We start from the raw sequence: 16,965 nt of genomic DNA, 5'->3' as shown, positions 1-16,965 counted from the left end.
TTACTCCGGGGAGGACAATTGAGGAATCAAGGCCTGAGGCTTTACACGAGTCAGAAAGCCGACGACAGCTGCGGTGAAAGCGGCATCCACCAGTGCCAATGGCAAATACGTAATTAGCAAGATCTTTGCAACTGGCGTGAATGCAGATGATGAAATCCAGAGTGAAATAGCGACTAAGCCGCCTGTTGCCATCACACTAAAAGCCGCGCCCAATGCAGCAAGACTACTGGCTTTAGCCGCCGATGAGGCATGGCGGACAACCGGTCCCAGCACCAGTCCCACAATGGCACCGGGTAGCGCAATGTTGACTGTGTTGACTCCAAGGGTGGTTAACCCGCCGAAACCAAAGAGGATAGCTTGTAAAAATAGTGCCACCATGACGGCAGGGAAAATACCCATTCCGAGGACTATCCCCATCAATCCTGATAACAACAGGTGAATACTGGAAGGGCCAACAGGCATTGACACCAGCGAGGCTGTAAAAAAGACAGCTGACAGAATAGCGATACGAGGAATCGCACGATCATTAATCCTACGTAACGCCAGCCCGACGCCAGTAATAGCGATAATACCGTCGCTGACCAGTATTGGAAGAGAAAGCAGACCATCCGGAATGTGTGCCATGTCATTTGCTCATAGCGTTGGTATGAACCCAAATTAACGCCCCTTCTTCGACAGGGACCGATTTGCCTTCCGGAGATTTCATTGGTGTATTACCTTCCATTAACGCCGCGAATCCCCACCAACCAGATGCAGGCATGGCGTAATTAAAAGTCCCGTTAGCATCAGCCTTAATTACTTGCGTGATGTAGGCATCATTCGGTGCTTTTATACCTTGATCGTTAACGTATTCCACTTCGATTTCTGCAAAAGGAACGGGGTTACCTGATTTTTTTACAACGCCGGAAAATAGATTCCCGGTCCACAATCCTGTTGGGCGAGTCAATGGCTCAATTTCGACAGGCAGGCCGACATTCGCATCCCAGCCTTCGCCAGAGGCGAAACTGTCTACCACCACTTTTGCATAATGGACAATATATTTATTCTCTGCAGGCTCCCAGTAAGGCTGTGGTTGTACGTAGAAAATAGCCGCTCCAGGTTCAGGTAAATTCCAAGAGACTGACCACGCCGATACCCCATTTTTTGGGGAGGCTTTTAGTTGGTCGGTGAGTTCTGTTTTTTTGCCATTTGCAAGCACACCAACCGAGACAGGCCGTTTCATGTCCATCACCGGGCCGCCCTCAAAAGGATGTGTGAAAACAAGATTGAGAGTAACGTTGCCACCTTGCGGCAGAACGTCGGTGGAAGGAATAATTTCCTGAAAGTGCGCAGAAGCAAAAGGGGAAAATATAATCCCGGTAATGATTAACGACAGAGGATTCATAACGGAACGGCCTGACATAACGCTCTCCATATTTTGTGTGATTATTTAATTTTTTATCATACTGACATGTCAGCAGATTTGATCTACGCCTAAAATCACACAAAAATCTGGGGTTATTTATTATCAATATAGTATGAGTTTACAACTGAAAAATAACCCATTATTTTAACTTTACAAGAACAAATGATTAAAATAATGTGGGTGATGTTATTAGAAAGTAAATTATCTCCGAAACCATACACAAATCCTGTGCCACCTTTTTTTTGTAGATTTGAGTGACGATATGTCTACTTTTCGCTGTGAGTTCTACTTCTGAAGACTGCGAAACAGCTGCGCCAAATAATAGGGCCTGTACCCTTAACCTTCTTACACGCTAAAGAGTGCTGCAATAATCATTTCCGAAAGGTGACTTTTGTTTAGATATTCATCTATTTTGGTCGCTCTTTATCGCTTAAAAGCGTTTTTTGCACAGTTATAACAATACTCAACTGTACAAAAAATAATTACAGGGCACACCCTAAGCGAATCCTGCCAGAGATCCAGAATCAGCATAGTTATGGTGAAAAAATGTGCACATTCGTTTCAAGCAGGCATGCAGTACTCTCACGACAGCGGAGCGTTGAGGGCGATGTCCTTGCTGCACCTCAACGTGGGCCGTGCTTAGACTGCTATTCATTACATACGTGTGTGTTTTTTACTTGTGAGGCTCGCCAGACTCACACCCATTACAGATAAAATGGCCAGGGCGCTCGCCGGAGCCAGTACGACCCAGTAGGCGCGTTCAAGGTATGGCATGCCTTCCGCGAGAACACTGCCCCATTCCGGTTCAGGTGGTGATGCTCCCAGCCCCAGAAACCCCAGTGACGCTAATGCCAGCGAGATCCCAGGTAATCGCAGCATGGCATGACGGAAAAGCGGGCCAATGAGGGCAGGAAAAACATAAAACAGATTCTGACGTAGCCAGCCAGCACCCAAAACGGGCAGGATGCTTATGTAAGATCTGGCACGGATCTCTGTTGCCAGCGCGGCTGTGTGTGTCGCCATCGGTGCCCAGCCGACAGACGCTATCGCAATGGCAGCGCCTGAACTGCCGGGGCCACTGACGGAAACCACAAGCAAACCTGCAATGACAGACGGCAGGGCATTAGCCATCTCGGTCGGTCCAACAAATACTCGCGGAAATAGACCAATCACTAGACCCAGAGCAAGACAAACGAGTGAGACAATCAGCGCCAGAATGCAGGTATGCACGGTACCGTGCGCAACCCTCGCCAGTAAATCGCGACCCATGGCGTCGGCACCGAAGGGCAGTGAAGACGAGGGTGGCGCCAGGCGCAGAAACTCAGACGCGTACGGATCACGTGACAAGCCAGCCAACATAAGCACGGCCAGCGCGACGGCACAGACAACCGGCAGTACGAACAACATCCGTCTGTTACTGTCGTCCGGTTCATTTGTCGTCGGCAGAGATGACGAGAGTAACGCCCGGCCAAGAATGAGGTATCTGATCCCCGCGGCCAGCATCCCGAACATAAATGCGATAATCAGCAGGAAGAGAATGCCGGTCTGCAGTGCCGGAAGATCCTGTGCGACGACGGCCCCAAGCGTTGCTCTGCCCAGTCCGGGGATAGCAAAAACTTTCTCAACCGCCACGGCGCTACCTGTCAGTGATACCAGAACAAGTCCGATTAACGGCATTACCGTAGATAAGGTCCGCTTAAGCACTGCACAAATAATGTGCCAGCGCGATATCCCTGACACCGTCCAGGTAATAACCCAGTTTTCGCTGAACGTCGCGGCTAAAGCATCAGAGAATATTCGCCCCAGATAGCCCCCTGCCGGGATCCCCATGGCCAGCGCTGGCAGCACGGCATAGTGCAGACCGTTCCAGCCATAAGGGGGAAACCACTTCAGCCAGACCGCGCCGACGACCAGTAAAAAGGATGCCAGAAGAAACTCGGGTAATGCGGTAAATATCGACGCGAAAAAACCTGTCGAACGGTATGAGCGGCCATGCAGTCCACGACGTAACGTCGGCAGACAAATCATTGCTGCCAGCACCAGCGCCACTGAGGAAGACATTAGCATCAGCGTCAGTGATACCTGCGCTGCCTGCACCATTCCGGGCAGTACCGGACGTCCTGAAATCCAGGAATTCCCGGCATCGCCTTGTAAAAGGCCTCTGAGCCAGTTAATCAGCAAGTGGACGGGGCCGTTATCAAGCCCCAGTGACTGACGGATTGCTGCCAGTGCTTCCGGCGTGGCTTCCTGTTCCGCGGAACGCGCACGCAGTAATGCCATTGCCGGATCCGAACCTGAAAGCCACGGTAGCATCCCTATCACTACAATGATGCCTGTCAACGTAATGAGTCGTGACACTAACGTCATCATTAAGCCATGAGGCAGGCAACTCGCCCGCTGAATCCTGGCACAGGTTCTGCAGTACAGAGGTTCACTCATCGATCAATAGCCTCTTGACTTACTGCGAAGCAGAATTCTGTTCGCTGGTGACCAACTGCGTCTGGTTGTTGATGAGCGTGCGTTCGCGAGGGTCACGTAGCGCATTTTTCAGAGCCGCGCTTTCTCCCTGAATAACACGTTCATGCAACATTGGAATGGCAGCATCACTGGCAAGGATTAGGTTCTCAGCGTCCATGATGGCCTGACGACGGGCTTCACCGGCAGGTATTTCACCGGCTTTTTTCAGCGCAGCATCAATTTCCGGGCGGCATAACTGAGAAATATTGAACGAACCTTCGCAGGAAAAATCGCTATACATATAAGCGACCGGGTCACCAGAATCCAGGACGGTTGCTCTGGAAAGAATAAACGCATCAAACTTCCCAGCTAGCGCATCTGCTTCAATCTGAGCATATTCACGAACCACTTGTTTCACGGTAAACCCGGCAGCGGTGAGCTGTTGTGCCAGGTAAACCGCGACTTCTGGTAATTCCGCGCGATCGCTGAACGTCGCCAGTGTAATTGTAGCTCCGCCTGGTCTACCCGGGACAACTGGGTTTGCAACCGGTTTACGTAATTGCGCTGCCCACGGTAAGGCCGGGCCAAGCAGTCCCTGCGCAACGTCTGCACGTTTCTCATAGACATTATCGACAAGTTGCTGACGGTTAATCGCGTCACGGACTGTGGCACGCATCGCAGGATCTTTCATGACACCCTTAGCTGTGTTGAGATAGAGCGTATTGGTTCTCGGCATGGGGACTTCATGAACCAGTGATTGTTCCAGAAGCGGGGCCTGAGACACGGGGATCGCCTCAATAATATCTGCCGTACCGGTACGTAATGCGGCAGCGCGAGCGGCACCATCTGGAACAAAACTTGCGTCAATACCGCTGGCTTTCGCTTTCTCACCCCAGTAGCCTTCAAAACGGTCAAGTGACGCACTGCTGGTGCCGTCCACGCTACGCAGGATAAATGGCCCTGTCCCCGCATTAACCGGATTCACCACACCATTTTCTTTGTAAGCACTCAGGGACAAAATTGCCAACTGAGGGCTGGAAAGTCGCTGAGGCAAAAGGGGATCGCTTTTTTCAGTTGTGACCAGAACAGCATTATCACCCTCTGCTTTTGCAGTGAGTTTTACACCATCAAGAATACGGGGTTTGGGCGTGGCGCTGGCGGCGACGGTCAGGGCATTCACAACCACCTGCGCAGTCAGCATGCTGTCATCATGAAACCTGACGTTCGGGCGTAGTTCAAAGCGCCAGGTCGTCTCATTGATTTGTTGCCATTTCGTCGACAGCGCTGGCTGCGCATCACCGGCACTATTGAGCACGACCAGCGTTTCCGCTGTGCTCCAGCGCGATAATTTGAACGCATCATCACTGAGCGGTGTCAGGCCGGAACGGGGCGGCAGAAGGTGCACCACTTTAATTCTGCCCTTGCTGGCACTAAGCGATTCACCCTGCGGTTCATTAAAACAGCCGGTGAGTAATAAGGTGGCAGACAGGAGCCCATAAACAGGCCAAAAGGTTTTACCCATATTCATCTATGTATCCTTATTGATTTGCAGAGGTGGTGTTAGCGTTCATAAAATAAACAACATGGCCACGGCGCTGCATAACGGAATGCAGCCCATCATCAGCCATGGCACAAAGGCTAGCGAAGAGGGGGTGAGTGCGAGATCCAGCAGCCCGCCCAGGACAAAATTTCCGGTCAGAACGGCTACGCCGCCCATGGATGACAGCGCCCCGTAATGTGCACCCAGATTTTTATCTCGGGCAAAGACGGGGATCATGTCCATGCCGACAGGAACAATAAGCATCTGGCCCAGTGTCAGTAGCGTGACCAGTAAAACAGCGGGAAGCAGCCGCCACAGGTTGTCTGGCGGTGTGGTACTGGCGAACAGCGCAACGCTAAAGAAAGACAATGCCAGCAGCAAAAAACCCGCAGGCAGTATTTGCGATGCGCCGCGTTTTCGGGCAAACCTCGCCAGAGGCAATTGCAGGAAAATGATCATAACGGAGGCCAGCATAAACAGTGGGCCAAGGTCCGCTTCACTTCCCCCAGAGCGACGCAGTTCAACGGGTAACGCCAGATAGAGCTGGTTATAGCTGAACAGGTAAGCGCTGTAGGCGACAATAAAGGCAACAAAGCGGCGTTGTTGAAACGCCGTCCACCAGGGCGCAATGGTAAGGTTACCGCGATGATGGCCACCTGTCGGCAACATGAAATAGAGGAAGATCAACGCAAACAGGAAAACGCCAGCACCGCCAAGCGCGACGTACTGGAAGCTATACCCGGTTAGCAATGCCCCCAACATTGGCCCTATGACTGCACCCAGTTCGCCACAAACAGAGAATAAGGCGAACCATTCTGAACGGTTGCGCTTACCTTCTTTTTCACTTTGTGTACCCGCCTGTGCCATCAGTGACTCTATTGCGGGCGAGAAGAGTGCGCCGCCAACACCTGTCAGGCAAGCTCCCAGGATGACTCCCCATAACGAGGCGCTGGTAGCGAGCAACAGGTATCCGCTGATTCGGATCAGGCAGCCACAGAGTATAATGGCTCGCCCGCCGAACCTGTCAGTAAGCGCACCACCGACCAGAAACATCCCCTGTTGTGAAAAGGTTCTGAGGCCGAGCACAAGGCCAATCGCTGCACCTGACAGCAGCATGTCATCGCGCAGAAAAAGGGCTAAGAAAGGAACAACCGCATAAAATCCGGTATTGAAGATAAACTGGCTGGCCAGCAGTAATGGGGGAGACGTGTGAGCTTTCTTACTTGAAGCTAATTCAGTCATGGTTACGGGCGTTCGTTAAAAGTGTATTCAACCATGTGCCCGGGAAGGGACATGAGAAAAAAGAGCCGGTACTGCGTCCAGAAGCTGGCGCGTATGCGGGTGATGAGGTAAATGCAGCATTTGCAGCGTTGGGCGATCTTCAATGATTTTCCCGGCCTCCATGACCAATGTTCTGTCGCATAATCCCGCCAGCATTGAGATGTCATGAGAGACGAGCAGTAGTCCCATCCGGTTTTCTTCTGTTATTCGCAAAAGTAGCGATTTGATTTGCTCACGCAGAGGCAGGTCAAGGCCACTGACCGGCTCATCAGCTAGCAGAAAATCGGGCTGAATGATCAGAGCCCTCGCCAGCGCAACGCGTTGAGCCTGGCCGCCTGAAAGCGAGCCTGCGCGTTGGTCGAGAACCTTCGGGCTGAGTTCAACCTGTTCAAGTGCTGCGGCAAGATTGGGTGAGGCGTTACGGTTGCAACCTAAATGTCTTAGTGGTTCGTTGAGGATATCACTGACACGCATTGCCGGAGGCAACGTGCTGGCAGGCTCCTGAGGAAGGTACTGAACCTGGCGGCGATACCAGCGTAATGTACGGGCAGAACCTGGCCTGACCACCTTTCCGTCGCAATACACCACTCCGTCATCCACAGCATCGAGCGCAAGGATAACTTTTAGTAACGTTGATTTTCCGCAGCCAGAACATCCGAGCAGGCCGACGCGTTCATGCTGGTGCAGTGTTAACGAAAAATCTTCAAGGATAGCGTTTCCAGGCGTGGCCTTTTTCCACGTGAACGCAGCCCGACTGCGGTAACGGGAAATCCTGTCGACCTGAATGAAATGATGGGATGCCGTTTGTAAAGTCGTACTCATCCGGCGAGTGCCTCACTGGAATGTGTTTTTAACGCCTGTTCTGCAGCCCGTGCTGCCTGTACCAGCTTGCGGGTATAAGGATGCTCCGGCGCATTCAGGAGTTGGACCATGGTGCCGCATTCCACAATCTGGCCTTTTTCCATCACGATACCTCGCTCGCACAGTTGAGTGGCAACGGCGATATCGTGAGTAATGAAGAGCAGAGCAGGGGGGGAACTCAATGTTGTACGATGACCTAATACCTGCATAACTTTCTGCTGGCTAATGACATCCAGCGCCGTCGTCGGTTCATCAGCAATCAGCAGACGGTTATTCGCCATCAGAGCCAGTGCGATACAGATGCGCTGACGCTGTCCGCCGGAGAGTTCATCAGGGTATCGTGAGAGTAACTGGGGAATACCGCTCAGCTGTAGCGCATCCAGTAAGGACGACAGTTTTGCGTTATTACCCGTTTTCAGCGCCAGAGCAAGCTGGCGACCCACCGGCATTAGCGGATTAAGCGCGGTGGACGAGTCCTGAAAGATGGCAGAAACCATGGCGTGTTCAGGTCGCCGGGATGGATGAACCCCGCCAACACACGCACCGTTAATGCATATACTTCCCTGCAATGTTAACTCGGCAGGAAGTATGCCGATGATAGCTTTTGCGGTCAGGGATTTACCTGAACCTGATGAGCCGATGATACAGACCCGTTCGCCTTCGAACAGACGAAAGCTACACTCGCTGACCAGCGTGTGATTATCGGTGGAGATACTCACGTTTTTTGCATCAAGAACGGGGATCGGATAAGGGTAATCGTTATTCATCAAACTGCACATGTTGCCGCGTGTTATGTGATAACATAACATTTAATTGTGCTTTATTGCAAATGGCGTTTTTTTGTAATTTTTTGTATGGATTCGCGCTGTTGCCACTGACTCGGATATCTTCGATACGTCTTAGCTAACCTTTGAGCAGTTGCAACAGAGACCTATCAATTTCTTTATCACTTGTGTGAATACTGGAGTATCGTCGGCTGCTTGAGCGACTCGGCTTCATAGCACTTGGCTCATTGCTCTGGTAGAAATATCCCGCCAATTATCTCATATTGAAGTTGATGAGGAAGTGATACATGCTTTTCCTACCCATTATTATCTCTGGCTGGTTATGGTTATATTCACCCCAAAGGAACAGATATGAAATTCTCCAGAATTGGCATTATGGCAGCCTTCATGGCAAGTATTTTCGTCGCACAACAGGCCCAGGCACACGCACACCTCAAGAGTACCGAACCAGCGGCCAAGAGTGAGGTGACGACATCACCTAAAAGTCTGACGCTTAGTTTTACAGAAGATCTGGAAGCCAATTTTAGCGGAGTCGAACTGAAAAACGGGAAAGGCGATGTGGTAAAAACGGGTAAAGCGACTTTGTCTCCGGCTAACAAATCCCAATTAGTCATTCCGCTGGATGCGCCGCTGGCATCAGGCAATTATGAAGTCGATTGGCACGCTTTATCTGTTGATGGGCATAAGACGCAAGGCACTTATAATTTCAGCGTAAAATGATATTGGGTTGTCATGGTATACCCCGGTGTAATACCGGGGTATTTAACATCGGTATTAATAATTAACTAGATTGAAAATCAGCGCCATATCTCACGCACCAGAACCTTCAATCCTCCAACATATAATTTTCTCACCTCTTCCTCAAATTTTTCACTGCCATACGGGACTGAATGCTATTCAGCGGTAATCGCTGAGACGAATGCGGTGCGCTGCCAGCGCGGGTTTGCCGCTGATGATGCTTCCAGCGCAGAATGTCAACCAGAAGGAAAATCAGCAGACTCACCCCCATCACCGGCAGGCAATACCCCAGCGCCAAGGCGATAAGCAATGTGCCAATGCGTCCGTAAAGGGTAAGCGCCAGCCAACTGGCAAAAAGCGTCTGTGCCGGATTTGCCTCCGCCCGTGACGGACGCCGCATCCACCACATGCGATAACCCAGTACGATCATGGCGCAGAGCCCCAGCCCGAAAGCAGCGAGGATCAATTGATTCGGCAGGCCAAACAGCACACCCATATGTGCATCGACGCCCCAGCGGGTCAGTTTTGCGACCAGTGGAAACTTATCGAACCAGACATGATCCACGATGGTGAAGTCGTCAGGATTGACGGAAACCGCGTCCACTTGGGTTGGCCAACGGCGATCGACTTCTGTTACCGTCCATGCCTTACCCGCCCCTTTAGGCTGACGCAGCTCGACTTTCGCCGCAGAGATACCGGCGGCGCGGGCGGCGTTGAGCACGTTACCCCAGTCGCTATCCGAACGATTCACCGCAACAGGTTTAGGCGTGGCGGGCTTCATGCTCATCCCCGGCATCGACATGTCGCCATGGTGCTCGGCATGTGCATCGGCTGGCGCGACAGGCTTTACGTTGTCCAAACTGGTATTGACCTGCGGAGTCAGCCAGTTCAACGCACTACGCATGCTGTCGATATTGTTTCCCGCCCATTGCGACCAAGTCAGGCCAGTGGTGGAAAAAAAGAGCAGACCGGCGAGCAGGCAAAGTCCGAGGGTAATATGCCAGTGGCGGGCTATCGCAAAGCCCCCTTTTACTTTCTTCGCCTTACGACGCGGGCGGGTACCCTGCCATAGTACGACGCCACCCAATGCGGCCACCCAGAGCCATGAGGCTGCCAGTTCACTGTAGTTACGCCCGATATCGCCCAGCAGCAGCCCCTGATGCAGATGATCCAACCACGTGCGCAACGGCAGTATGCCGGACGTCCCGTACACCGTCATATCACCTTTGATTTGCAAAGTATAGGGATCGACGAATACCGAGCGTGATTCAGAGGGACCAAGGCCCACCCCACAAACTGCACGCGCGTGGTGTCTGTGGCGGAAGGTGCCGGACGGACGGCATAAATTTTGGTGTTCTCGCCCGCATAATGGCGCGCAGCTGCAATCTGTTCGGACAGTGGCCTCTGTTGCCCCTGCTCCTGCGTATACAACGCGTCTTTATACAAATAGTTTTCGATTTGTGGCGTCAGCACATAGAAGGTGCCGGTCAGCGCTGCCACAAAGATAAAAGGCGCGATGAACAGGCCGATGTAGAAATGCAGACGTCGGATAAGGTTGAACATCGCTCCCTGTGGAGCTGATACGGCAGGTGTTGAATAAGACATGGCCTTTCCAATTTTTCAAAGAATATGCATACGAAACTGACCTGTGAACAGGTCGTTCAGCTGTTGCCGAAGCATCTAAATTTCAGTGAAAAAACCGAAATAAGGCGGGGCTCGGGGATGGTGGCTGCGCATAAAACGACGTGGTAAGCGCAGTATGACAGGTAGTGCAACTGGCTGATCGCAGAGCATCAGCAGCAGCCAGATGAGCGGGATAAATTCCCACAGCATCATGGGAACATGGATAAGCAGATCACAGTAACCGCAGGCGATGCCTTCTGGCATAAAGGCGCTTTGGCTTTGTGACTCCGACTGTGCTGTCAGGTCCATCTGCATGTGTGACATGCCTTCCATATCTGGCATGCTGTGCTGATGGGAGACAGCCTCCGACAGCCCCCCATCAACCCTTTTTTCGACCATCATTTCATGCACCATCATCTGATGGTGCATGAGATATTTTGACACGACTGGCGCAACAAACAGCAGCAGCACCGCCAAAATGGCGATGCTGGCTGTCAGTTGCTGCTTCAGACGTAAAGTCATCATGGTCAGGAAGTGAACCTGTGTTGCAAATGGGCCGATAGTTTACTGGGTTATTGCTGAAAGGATAACAAAATGTGCGTTGAATGATGAGAAGAAATGTCCCCTCGTAACATCATGCTCAGATACACACTTCATCCCGTCACGAAGGGTGTTTTCCTGGATTCTCCCGTCTTACCAGAAATCATAACAACGCCTTAGAGCCATGGCTGAGGTGAGGCACTGCGGAGTGAACACCGAACAGCCATGGTGCTAACGTGGAATATGCCGCAAAACGAGACTGTAATTAAAATTGTGTAATTGCCTGTTTTTGATATGTTCACTCCAACAACGGAGACAGGCAAACGATGGACGAAAAGAAACTCAAAACACTGGCTGCTGAACTGGCTAAAGGCCTTAAAACCGAAGCCGACCTCAATGCGTTTTCCCGCATGCTGACGAAGTTAACCGTCGAAACCGCGCTCAATACAGAACTGACTGAGCATCTCGGGCACGAGAAAAATGCCCCTAAATCAGGCTCTAATACCCGAAATGGTTACTCGTCTAAAACCGTGTTATGCGACGACGGTGAGATTGAACTCTGCACGCCACGTGACCGCGAAAACACCTTCGAGCCGCAACTGATAAAGAAAAATCAGACACGTATCACGCAGATGGATAGCCAGATTTTGTCCCTGTACGCCAAAGGGATGACGACCCGCGAAATCGTTTCTACATTCAAAGAGATGTACGATGCTGATGTGTCTCCCACGCTAGGGTGTGTCCCGTAACTATTTTTTGTACAATCAGGGACATGATTTCACCACAAAAAGTCCTTTAATTTGGCTCGTTACGATTTCCCCGATGAAGCCTGGGCGCTGATTTCTCCCATGCTGCCACCTGAAAGAGGCTCTTCCCGAGGCGGGCGTCCTTACTTTGCGCACAGACATGTCATGAATGGCATATTTTGGGTGCTTTGCTCTGGCGCACCCTGGCGGGATTTACCTGAGCGTTATGGTCAATGGAAAACCATTTACAACCGCTTCAATCGGTGGTCTAAAGCCGGAATAATGAACAGCGTTTTCAATAAATTACTCCAGATTCTGGATGAAAAAGCGCTGATTGACTGGGATGTTATCGCGCTGGATGGCAGTAACGTTCGCGCCCTGAAAGCGGCCGCGGGTGCGAAAAAAAACATCCCGATGAATGCGAGGACCATGGGCTGGGTCGCTCTCGCGGCGGCTTTGGCACCAAAATCCATCTGGCGACAGATGGCACAGGATTACCGCTGAGTTTTTGCCTGAGCGGTGGACAGGCCCACGAAAGCCGATACGCGGAAAGGTTGCTCAACCGGGTCGGGATTATCCGAAAAAGCGGGCACCTGAAATCACGTCCGAAAGCGGTGCTGGCGGATAAGGGTTATTCAGGTAAAAACCTTCGCATTCATTTGAAAATGAAAGGAATAAAAGCGGTTATTCCGTTTAAATCGAATGAGAAGGCCAGTCAGGACGGACGTCGCCCCCTCGACACGCGCCTGTACAAAAAACGCAATGTCGTGGAGCGTTGCTTTGCGATACTTAAAGAAAATCGCCGTATTGCCACCCGCTCGGAGAAAACAGCCAGAAACTACCTGAGTATGCTAAAACTGGGAGCGATCAGGTTATTTTTAAAACGGTTGTTAAGTTAAGGGACACGGCCTACTATTTGGAACAGCTATTTAGCTGGGATTTACAAAATCATTATATCAACTCAATCCAGTCAGAAAAATTCGGCTTTTTGTAGATATATGATAACGGTATGCTTCTTCCCGTTAAAAGATTAAAACGTTGTACAAACTGCATGGCAGTTATCGAGTCGCCTGAGTTGAAGAAATTTTGGTTATCTTCCACGGAACAAACACCTAAAGTTTCACACCAAATATCTGAAAGCAAACTTACATTATCTTTTTCACTCGAACCATTCGGTAATACTGCAGCAACATCTTGATAATTCTCGATGTTTGAGTATTGTTTCAAGTAATGTACAATTTCAAGCACAGACAGAGAAGATTCAGCCCATTTTTTAAGATTCTTGATGGCGAACGAAATGGCGTTACTGTATTGATTAGCCACTACAGAATTAAACCTAGCAGTGTCAACAATCAAATTAATATTTGAACATGATGTATCAGAATGCAGCTTCATACCAAATAAATAATCATGTTCGATACTCTCATGCTCCGAGAAAGCTGAAAAGCCAAAATCGTTATACTTTAACCATCCATGTTCTGAACGCAATTCTACGAAACGATGTAACAAATCATGGTGAAAGCCAGCCTTAAGCATGACCTCTTTCCATTCTCGATCAACATTTTCTATCAGATTGGTTAAAGATGCACCATAGTTAATTTCATAGATAGATGGAAAGTATAAAGAAAATAGCGCTGAGTATTTAGAAAATTTATTATACAGTTCTAACTGAGATGACCAGACAGCAACATTAGAATTATTATTTTTGGCTGAAATAACAATGACATAGAGGGCTAGCAATTGCACTTGGCTGTCCCATTCATTAAGAAATAGCCCCTTATTATCCGGAAGGTGTATTGAATAAATCTTATTTTTCGATTGTAACGAAACATCCGTACTTAACGAATTAGATTGTCGCGTCTTAGCGATCTTATCAGCCCAATAGCGTTCATTCCAGAGACATTGTTTATCGAGCTGATAAAGCTCTGTTTTGTCAGGAGCATCATATGCCAACTGAAACCCGACATTCAATCGCAAGACGTCATTCTCTTGATGTATATTATAAACCCTACCATCCAAAAACCTGAGGTTATAAATTGCCAGGTCTTTTGTCAAAGTCGATACGACGACTTTCCCATTTTGAATACTTACAATCGTACCTGCTGGTTTAGATGAACTATCAGGAGTGATTTCCGAATTCCCTACAAGAACATATTGCTTTGGAAATTTAACTTTAGCACTCAACATAGAATTGCGGTACTGCCCAAAGTTTAAGGATCGAATTAAAGCATCAATCGACTCTGCACTCTTTTGCCAGTCAATAATTCCATAATTCCACTCCAGATCAGGATCAGTGAATGGTTTGTAGCGAGAGTAGTAAGATCGCTTAGTCAGATCTTGCACTTTCGTTTCTATTTCGTTCGTCTCAATATTTCTAATTAATCTTGAAAACGACTGCACTCCGGCCTCAAAACACTTTCCATTTAGTGTAAAAGCCGTGTCGTCATTTTCAATAGGGAATAATTGTTGAAGTACAATTTCACCCTCGTCGATCTCATTGCTCATACTATGCCATGTAACAGCATGAACGGGTTCTTGTTTCATAATAGCCCAGCTAGTAGCATCAACTCCTGCATATTTTGGCAACTCAGAGTCATGGAAATTAATAGCCATCTTCCTAGGCAAATTGATGATGCTGGTAGGCAACTTCATCGCATTAACTATGCTGAAAAAATAGTCAAATTGTTGATTATGTAAAAAACGTTGGATTTTATCTGCACTCAGGTCATAACGAACCTTGTCAACGAGATGAAGCGTTTTAATTCCTTGTTTATTGGCCCACTGAATTGCATCTTCATCAGCCGAGATAAATCCCAACACGTCGAAACGGTTGTTCGCTAGTAGTTGTTGAGTACAAAGCTTCAACAAGGATCCTAATCCAAACACATAGCAACTAATAGGTTTAATTTTATTCTCATTTGATTGTTTAATTACAGCGGTATTCATAATTAAATTCCTTTAAAATTAAATCCTAATTATTTAGTCTGAATGTTTAGAATTTTGCAGTCTAAAGCGATTTAACAAACTAAACTGCAAACTATCTTTGAGTTTAAGCAACAAGTCTTCAGTCGTTTGCCAGTCTATGCATGCATCTGTTACGGACAAACCGGGAAGGATAGCAGACAGATCATCCCCAATGCACTGATTGCCCCATTGTAAATTACTTTCCAGCATGATTCCTTTAATGGATTTATTACCGGAGAGTATCTGCTGCTTAACGTCATTAACCACAACCAATTGGTTTGAAGGGTTCTTTGCTGAATTATCATGGCTGCAATCTACAACAATACAATCAGGTAGCATTTTCTTATATAGTGTCGCCTCCACGTTGATAATATGCTCTGCACTATAGTTTGGACCATTCGCACCACCACGAAGAATGATATGAGCGTGTGGGTTTCCCTGACTGGTAGTTACTACCAAATTACCGTTTTCATTAATATTGAGAAAATGCCCTCCCACTTTAGAGGCGATGATACTATTCACCGCTGCATCCACTGAGCCATCAGTACTGTTCTTGAAACCGACAGCACAGTCAAGAGAACTGGCAAATTTCCTGTGAGGTTGGGATTCGGTGGTGCGTGCCCCTACTGCTGTCCAGCTTACTAGGTCTTGAAGATATTTAGGTATTAGCGTGTCAAGCGCCTCAATGGCGGTTGGCAAACCGATGCTGGATAGCTCGCTCAACAATTTACGAGCTAATATCAAGCCATCTTCAATACAAAAACTGTTGTCCATATAAGGATCATTAATAAGGCCTTGCCAACCAACCGTAGTCCGGGGCTTTTCAAAATAATTTCTCATTACGATAAAAAAAGACTCACTCACTTTATCCGATAATAACTTAAGCTTCTCTCCGTATTCACGTGCTGCATCAAGATTGTGAATTGAGCAAGGTCCAACAATGACAAGTAAGCGGGGATCTCGTCCATTGAGTATGTCCACTATCGTTTTACGAGATTGACTTACAAAATTGTGTGATGATAAGGAAAGAGGAAATTTTCGTATCAATTCCTGAGGTGATATTATTTCTCTCTCATGCAAAATATTATTTGGACGACGATAAAAGTAATGCTGTTTGTAATAGGGAACTATAGCATCTTCATCTTCAAATGAAGATTGTGGGAGAATGTTAAGCGTTGACATAGACTATCCTCTACAATTAAATTGCTCGCGCAAAAAACATTATAAAAATTAATTTCATGTTATATGACATCATTAATGAACAAAACACTTACATTGCTAATTGAAAAAGCGGCCTCCATCAATAACAAGCGATTGTCCTGTGGTGGAAGTTGCCTCATCAAGAAAGTAATTAACTGCGCTGGCAATCTCGCTCGTAGTTACCATGCGTCTTAGCGGTGTCTCATCAATGATTTTCTTGAGTACCTCGGCAGGTAATGAATGGGTCATTTCGGTATCAACGGGACCTGGCGAGATAGCGTTTACGCGAATCCCATAAGGTCCGAGTTCCCTGGCAGCAGATCGAGTTAAGCCGAGAATCCCTGATTTCACTGAAGCATAATGGGGGCCAAATGCGCCTCCAGTGTAAGCGGCGACAGACGAGAAATTGATAACGCTGCCTTTCGCGCGTTCGAGCAAAGGTAATGCCAATTGTAGACAGTGAAAAGGTGCGGTCAGGTTGAGTGCCAGGGAAAAATCCCAGTCATCAAGATCGAGATCGCGAATGTTGCAAGGCCTGCCACCGCCGATAACATTAACCAAACCATGCAGTGTGGTTGTGATTTTTGAAACATTAGCCATGAGTTCTTTCCGCATATTTGCATTGGTTAAGTCAGCAGCAAAAACCACAAGATTATCTTTTGCGACGTTCAATTCAGCGCTAATGTTTACAAGCCGCTCAGAATGTTGAAAGCATTGAGCAATAACTCGATATTTGTTCTTAAGCAGTTCAGATACGATGCTGCTACCAATATCACCACTTGCGCCTAAAACGAGAACAGTTTTCATATCATTCACCTGTTTTAA

At 48.5% G+C, this 16,965-nt stretch carries 13 protein-coding genes and 2 pseudogenes; 3 read left to right on the top strand and 12 right to left on the bottom strand.

Annotation, left to right across the window (positions count from 1 at the left end):
• From cbiM to DAQ1742_RS08205, 7 genes are all read right to left on the bottom strand, one after another.
• Positions 1 to 624 carry a cobalt transporter CbiM gene (cbiM, locus tag DAQ1742_RS08235; protein ID WP_035342559.1) on the bottom strand — a complete coding sequence of 208 codons (624 nt, stop codon included), beginning with the start codon at positions 622 to 624 and terminating at the stop codon, positions 1 to 3.
• Position 625: 1 nt separating this feature from the next.
• Complete coding sequence (locus DAQ1742_RS08230) at positions 626 to 1,402, bottom strand: DUF4198 domain-containing protein (RefSeq protein ID WP_051124056.1); 777 nt, start codon at positions 1,400 to 1,402, stop codon at positions 626 to 628.
• 657 nt (positions 1,403 to 2,059) lie between these two features.
• Positions 2,060 to 3,844, bottom strand: coding sequence for an ABC transporter permease subunit (locus tag DAQ1742_RS08225; RefSeq protein ID WP_035342562.1), 1,785 nt, complete (start codon positions 3,842 to 3,844; stop codon positions 2,060 to 2,062).
• Positions 3,845 to 3,863: 19 nt separating this feature from the next.
• Positions 3,864 to 5,390 carry an ABC transporter substrate-binding protein gene (locus DAQ1742_RS08220; protein WP_035342565.1) on the bottom strand — a complete coding sequence of 509 codons (1,527 nt, stop codon included), beginning with the start codon at positions 5,388 to 5,390 and terminating at the stop codon, positions 3,864 to 3,866.
• A 39-nt stretch (positions 5,391 to 5,429) separates the two neighbouring features.
• Complete coding sequence (locus DAQ1742_RS08215; RefSeq protein WP_035342567.1) at positions 5,430 to 6,644, bottom strand: MDR family MFS transporter; 1,215 nt, start codon at positions 6,642 to 6,644, stop codon at positions 5,430 to 5,432.
• A gap of 27 nt (positions 6,645 to 6,671) precedes the next feature.
• Positions 6,672 to 7,505: an ABC transporter ATP-binding protein gene (locus DAQ1742_RS08210; protein ID WP_035342570.1), complete on the bottom strand. Its 834-nt coding sequence runs from the start codon at positions 7,503 to 7,505 to the stop codon at positions 6,672 to 6,674.
• Entirely contained in the window at positions 7,502 to 8,311 is an 810-nt protein-coding gene (locus DAQ1742_RS08205) for an ATP-binding cassette domain-containing protein (protein WP_035342573.1), read from the bottom strand. Before DAQ1742_RS08205 ends, DAQ1742_RS08210 begins: the two co-directional genes overlap by 4 nt.
• 369 nt (positions 8,312 to 8,680) lie before the next feature.
• Between DAQ1742_RS08205 and copC the strand changes: the two genes are divergently transcribed.
• Complete coding sequence (copC, locus tag DAQ1742_RS08200) at positions 8,681 to 9,049, top strand: copper homeostasis periplasmic binding protein CopC (RefSeq protein WP_035342576.1); 369 nt, start codon at positions 8,681 to 8,683, stop codon at positions 9,047 to 9,049.
• A 130-nt stretch (positions 9,050 to 9,179) separates the two neighbouring features.
• Here the strand turns inward: copC and DAQ1742_RS08195 are convergent.
• A pseudogene (locus DAQ1742_RS08195) lies at positions 9,180 to 10,672 on the bottom strand (PepSY-associated TM helix domain-containing protein).
• 75 nt (positions 10,673 to 10,747) lie between these two features.
• Complete coding sequence (locus tag DAQ1742_RS08190; RefSeq protein ID WP_067486393.1) at positions 10,748 to 11,215, bottom strand: DUF2946 domain-containing protein; 468 nt, start codon at positions 11,213 to 11,215, stop codon at positions 10,748 to 10,750.
• A gap of 341 nt (positions 11,216 to 11,556) precedes the next feature.
• Between DAQ1742_RS08190 and DAQ1742_RS08185 the strand changes: the two are divergent.
• Together DAQ1742_RS08185 and DAQ1742_RS08180 are read left to right on the top strand one after the other, a co-directional pair.
• Positions 11,557 to 11,964 (top strand): annotated as a pseudogene (locus DAQ1742_RS08185) (transposase); the annotation flags it as partial.
• A gap of 66 nt (positions 11,965 to 12,030) precedes the next feature.
• A protein-coding gene (locus DAQ1742_RS08180) for an IS5 family transposase (protein WP_145916141.1) occupies positions 12,031 to 12,875 on the top strand; the annotation gives its coding sequence in 2 pieces (ribosomal slippage) (positions 12,031 to 12,376 and positions 12,376 to 12,875; 846 coding nt in all).
• 52 nt (positions 12,876 to 12,927) lie between these two features.
• Here DAQ1742_RS08180 and DAQ1742_RS08175 read toward each other — a convergent pair.
• The 3 genes from DAQ1742_RS08175 to DAQ1742_RS08165 form a co-directional block, all read right to left on the bottom strand.
• Entirely contained in the window at positions 12,928 to 14,922 is a 1,995-nt protein-coding gene (locus DAQ1742_RS08175; RefSeq protein WP_035342584.1) for a formyltransferase family protein, read from the bottom strand.
• A gap of 33 nt (positions 14,923 to 14,955) precedes the next feature.
• A complete protein-coding gene (locus DAQ1742_RS08170; RefSeq protein WP_083960945.1) occupies positions 14,956 to 16,122 on the bottom strand; it encodes a 3-deoxy-7-phosphoheptulonate synthase in 1,167 nt (388 codons plus the stop codon).
• 96 nt (positions 16,123 to 16,218) lie between these two features.
• Entirely contained in the window at positions 16,219 to 16,947 is a 729-nt protein-coding gene (locus DAQ1742_RS08165) for an SDR family NAD(P)-dependent oxidoreductase (protein ID WP_035342586.1), read from the bottom strand.
• Between the last annotated feature and the right edge of the window lie 18 nt (positions 16,948 to 16,965).

This window comes from Dickeya aquatica (assembly GCF_900095885.1).
Taxonomy (GTDB): Bacteria; Pseudomonadota; Gammaproteobacteria; order Enterobacterales; family Enterobacteriaceae; genus Dickeya; species Dickeya aquatica.
The sequence above is the reverse complement of the archived record's forward strand: the minus strand, read 5'-3'. Positions and strand labels throughout refer to the sequence as shown.

Coding starts and splice junctions, on each gene's coding strand:
- cbiM (WP_035342559.1), bottom strand. CDS start 624: ATGGCACACATTCCGGATGGTCTGCTTTCTCTTCCAATACTGGTCAGC.
- DAQ1742_RS08230 (WP_051124056.1), bottom strand. CDS start 1,402: ATGTCAGGCCGTTCCGTTATGAATCCTCTGTCGTTAATCATTACCGGG.
- DAQ1742_RS08225 (WP_035342562.1), bottom strand. CDS start 3,844: ATGAGTGAACCTCTGTACTGCAGAACCTGTGCCAGGATTCAGCGGGCG.
- DAQ1742_RS08220 (WP_035342565.1), bottom strand. CDS start 5,390: ATGAATATGGGTAAAACCTTTTGGCCTGTTTATGGGCTCCTGTCTGCC.
- DAQ1742_RS08215 (WP_035342567.1), bottom strand. CDS start 6,644: ATGACTGAATTAGCTTCAAGTAAGAAAGCTCACACGTCTCCCCCATTA.
- DAQ1742_RS08210 (WP_035342570.1), bottom strand. CDS start 7,505: ATGAGTACGACTTTACAAACGGCATCCCATCATTTCATTCAGGTCGAC.
- DAQ1742_RS08205 (WP_035342573.1), bottom strand. CDS start 8,311: ATGAATAACGATTACCCTTATCCGATCCCCGTTCTTGATGCAAAAAAC.
- copC (WP_035342576.1), top strand. CDS start 8,681: ATGAAATTCTCCAGAATTGGCATTATGGCAGCCTTCATGGCAAGTATT.
- DAQ1742_RS08190 (WP_067486393.1), bottom strand. CDS start 11,215: ATGATGACTTTACGTCTGAAGCAGCAACTGACAGCCAGCATCGCCATT.
- DAQ1742_RS08175 (WP_035342584.1), bottom strand. CDS start 14,922: ATGAATACCGCTGTAATTAAACAATCAAATGAGAATAAAATTAAACCT.
- DAQ1742_RS08170 (WP_083960945.1), bottom strand. CDS start 16,122: ATGTCAACGCTTAACATTCTCCCACAATCTTCATTTGAAGATGAAGAT.
- DAQ1742_RS08165 (WP_035342586.1), bottom strand. CDS start 16,947: ATGAAAACTGTTCTCGTTTTAGGCGCAAGTGGTGATATTGGTAGCAGC.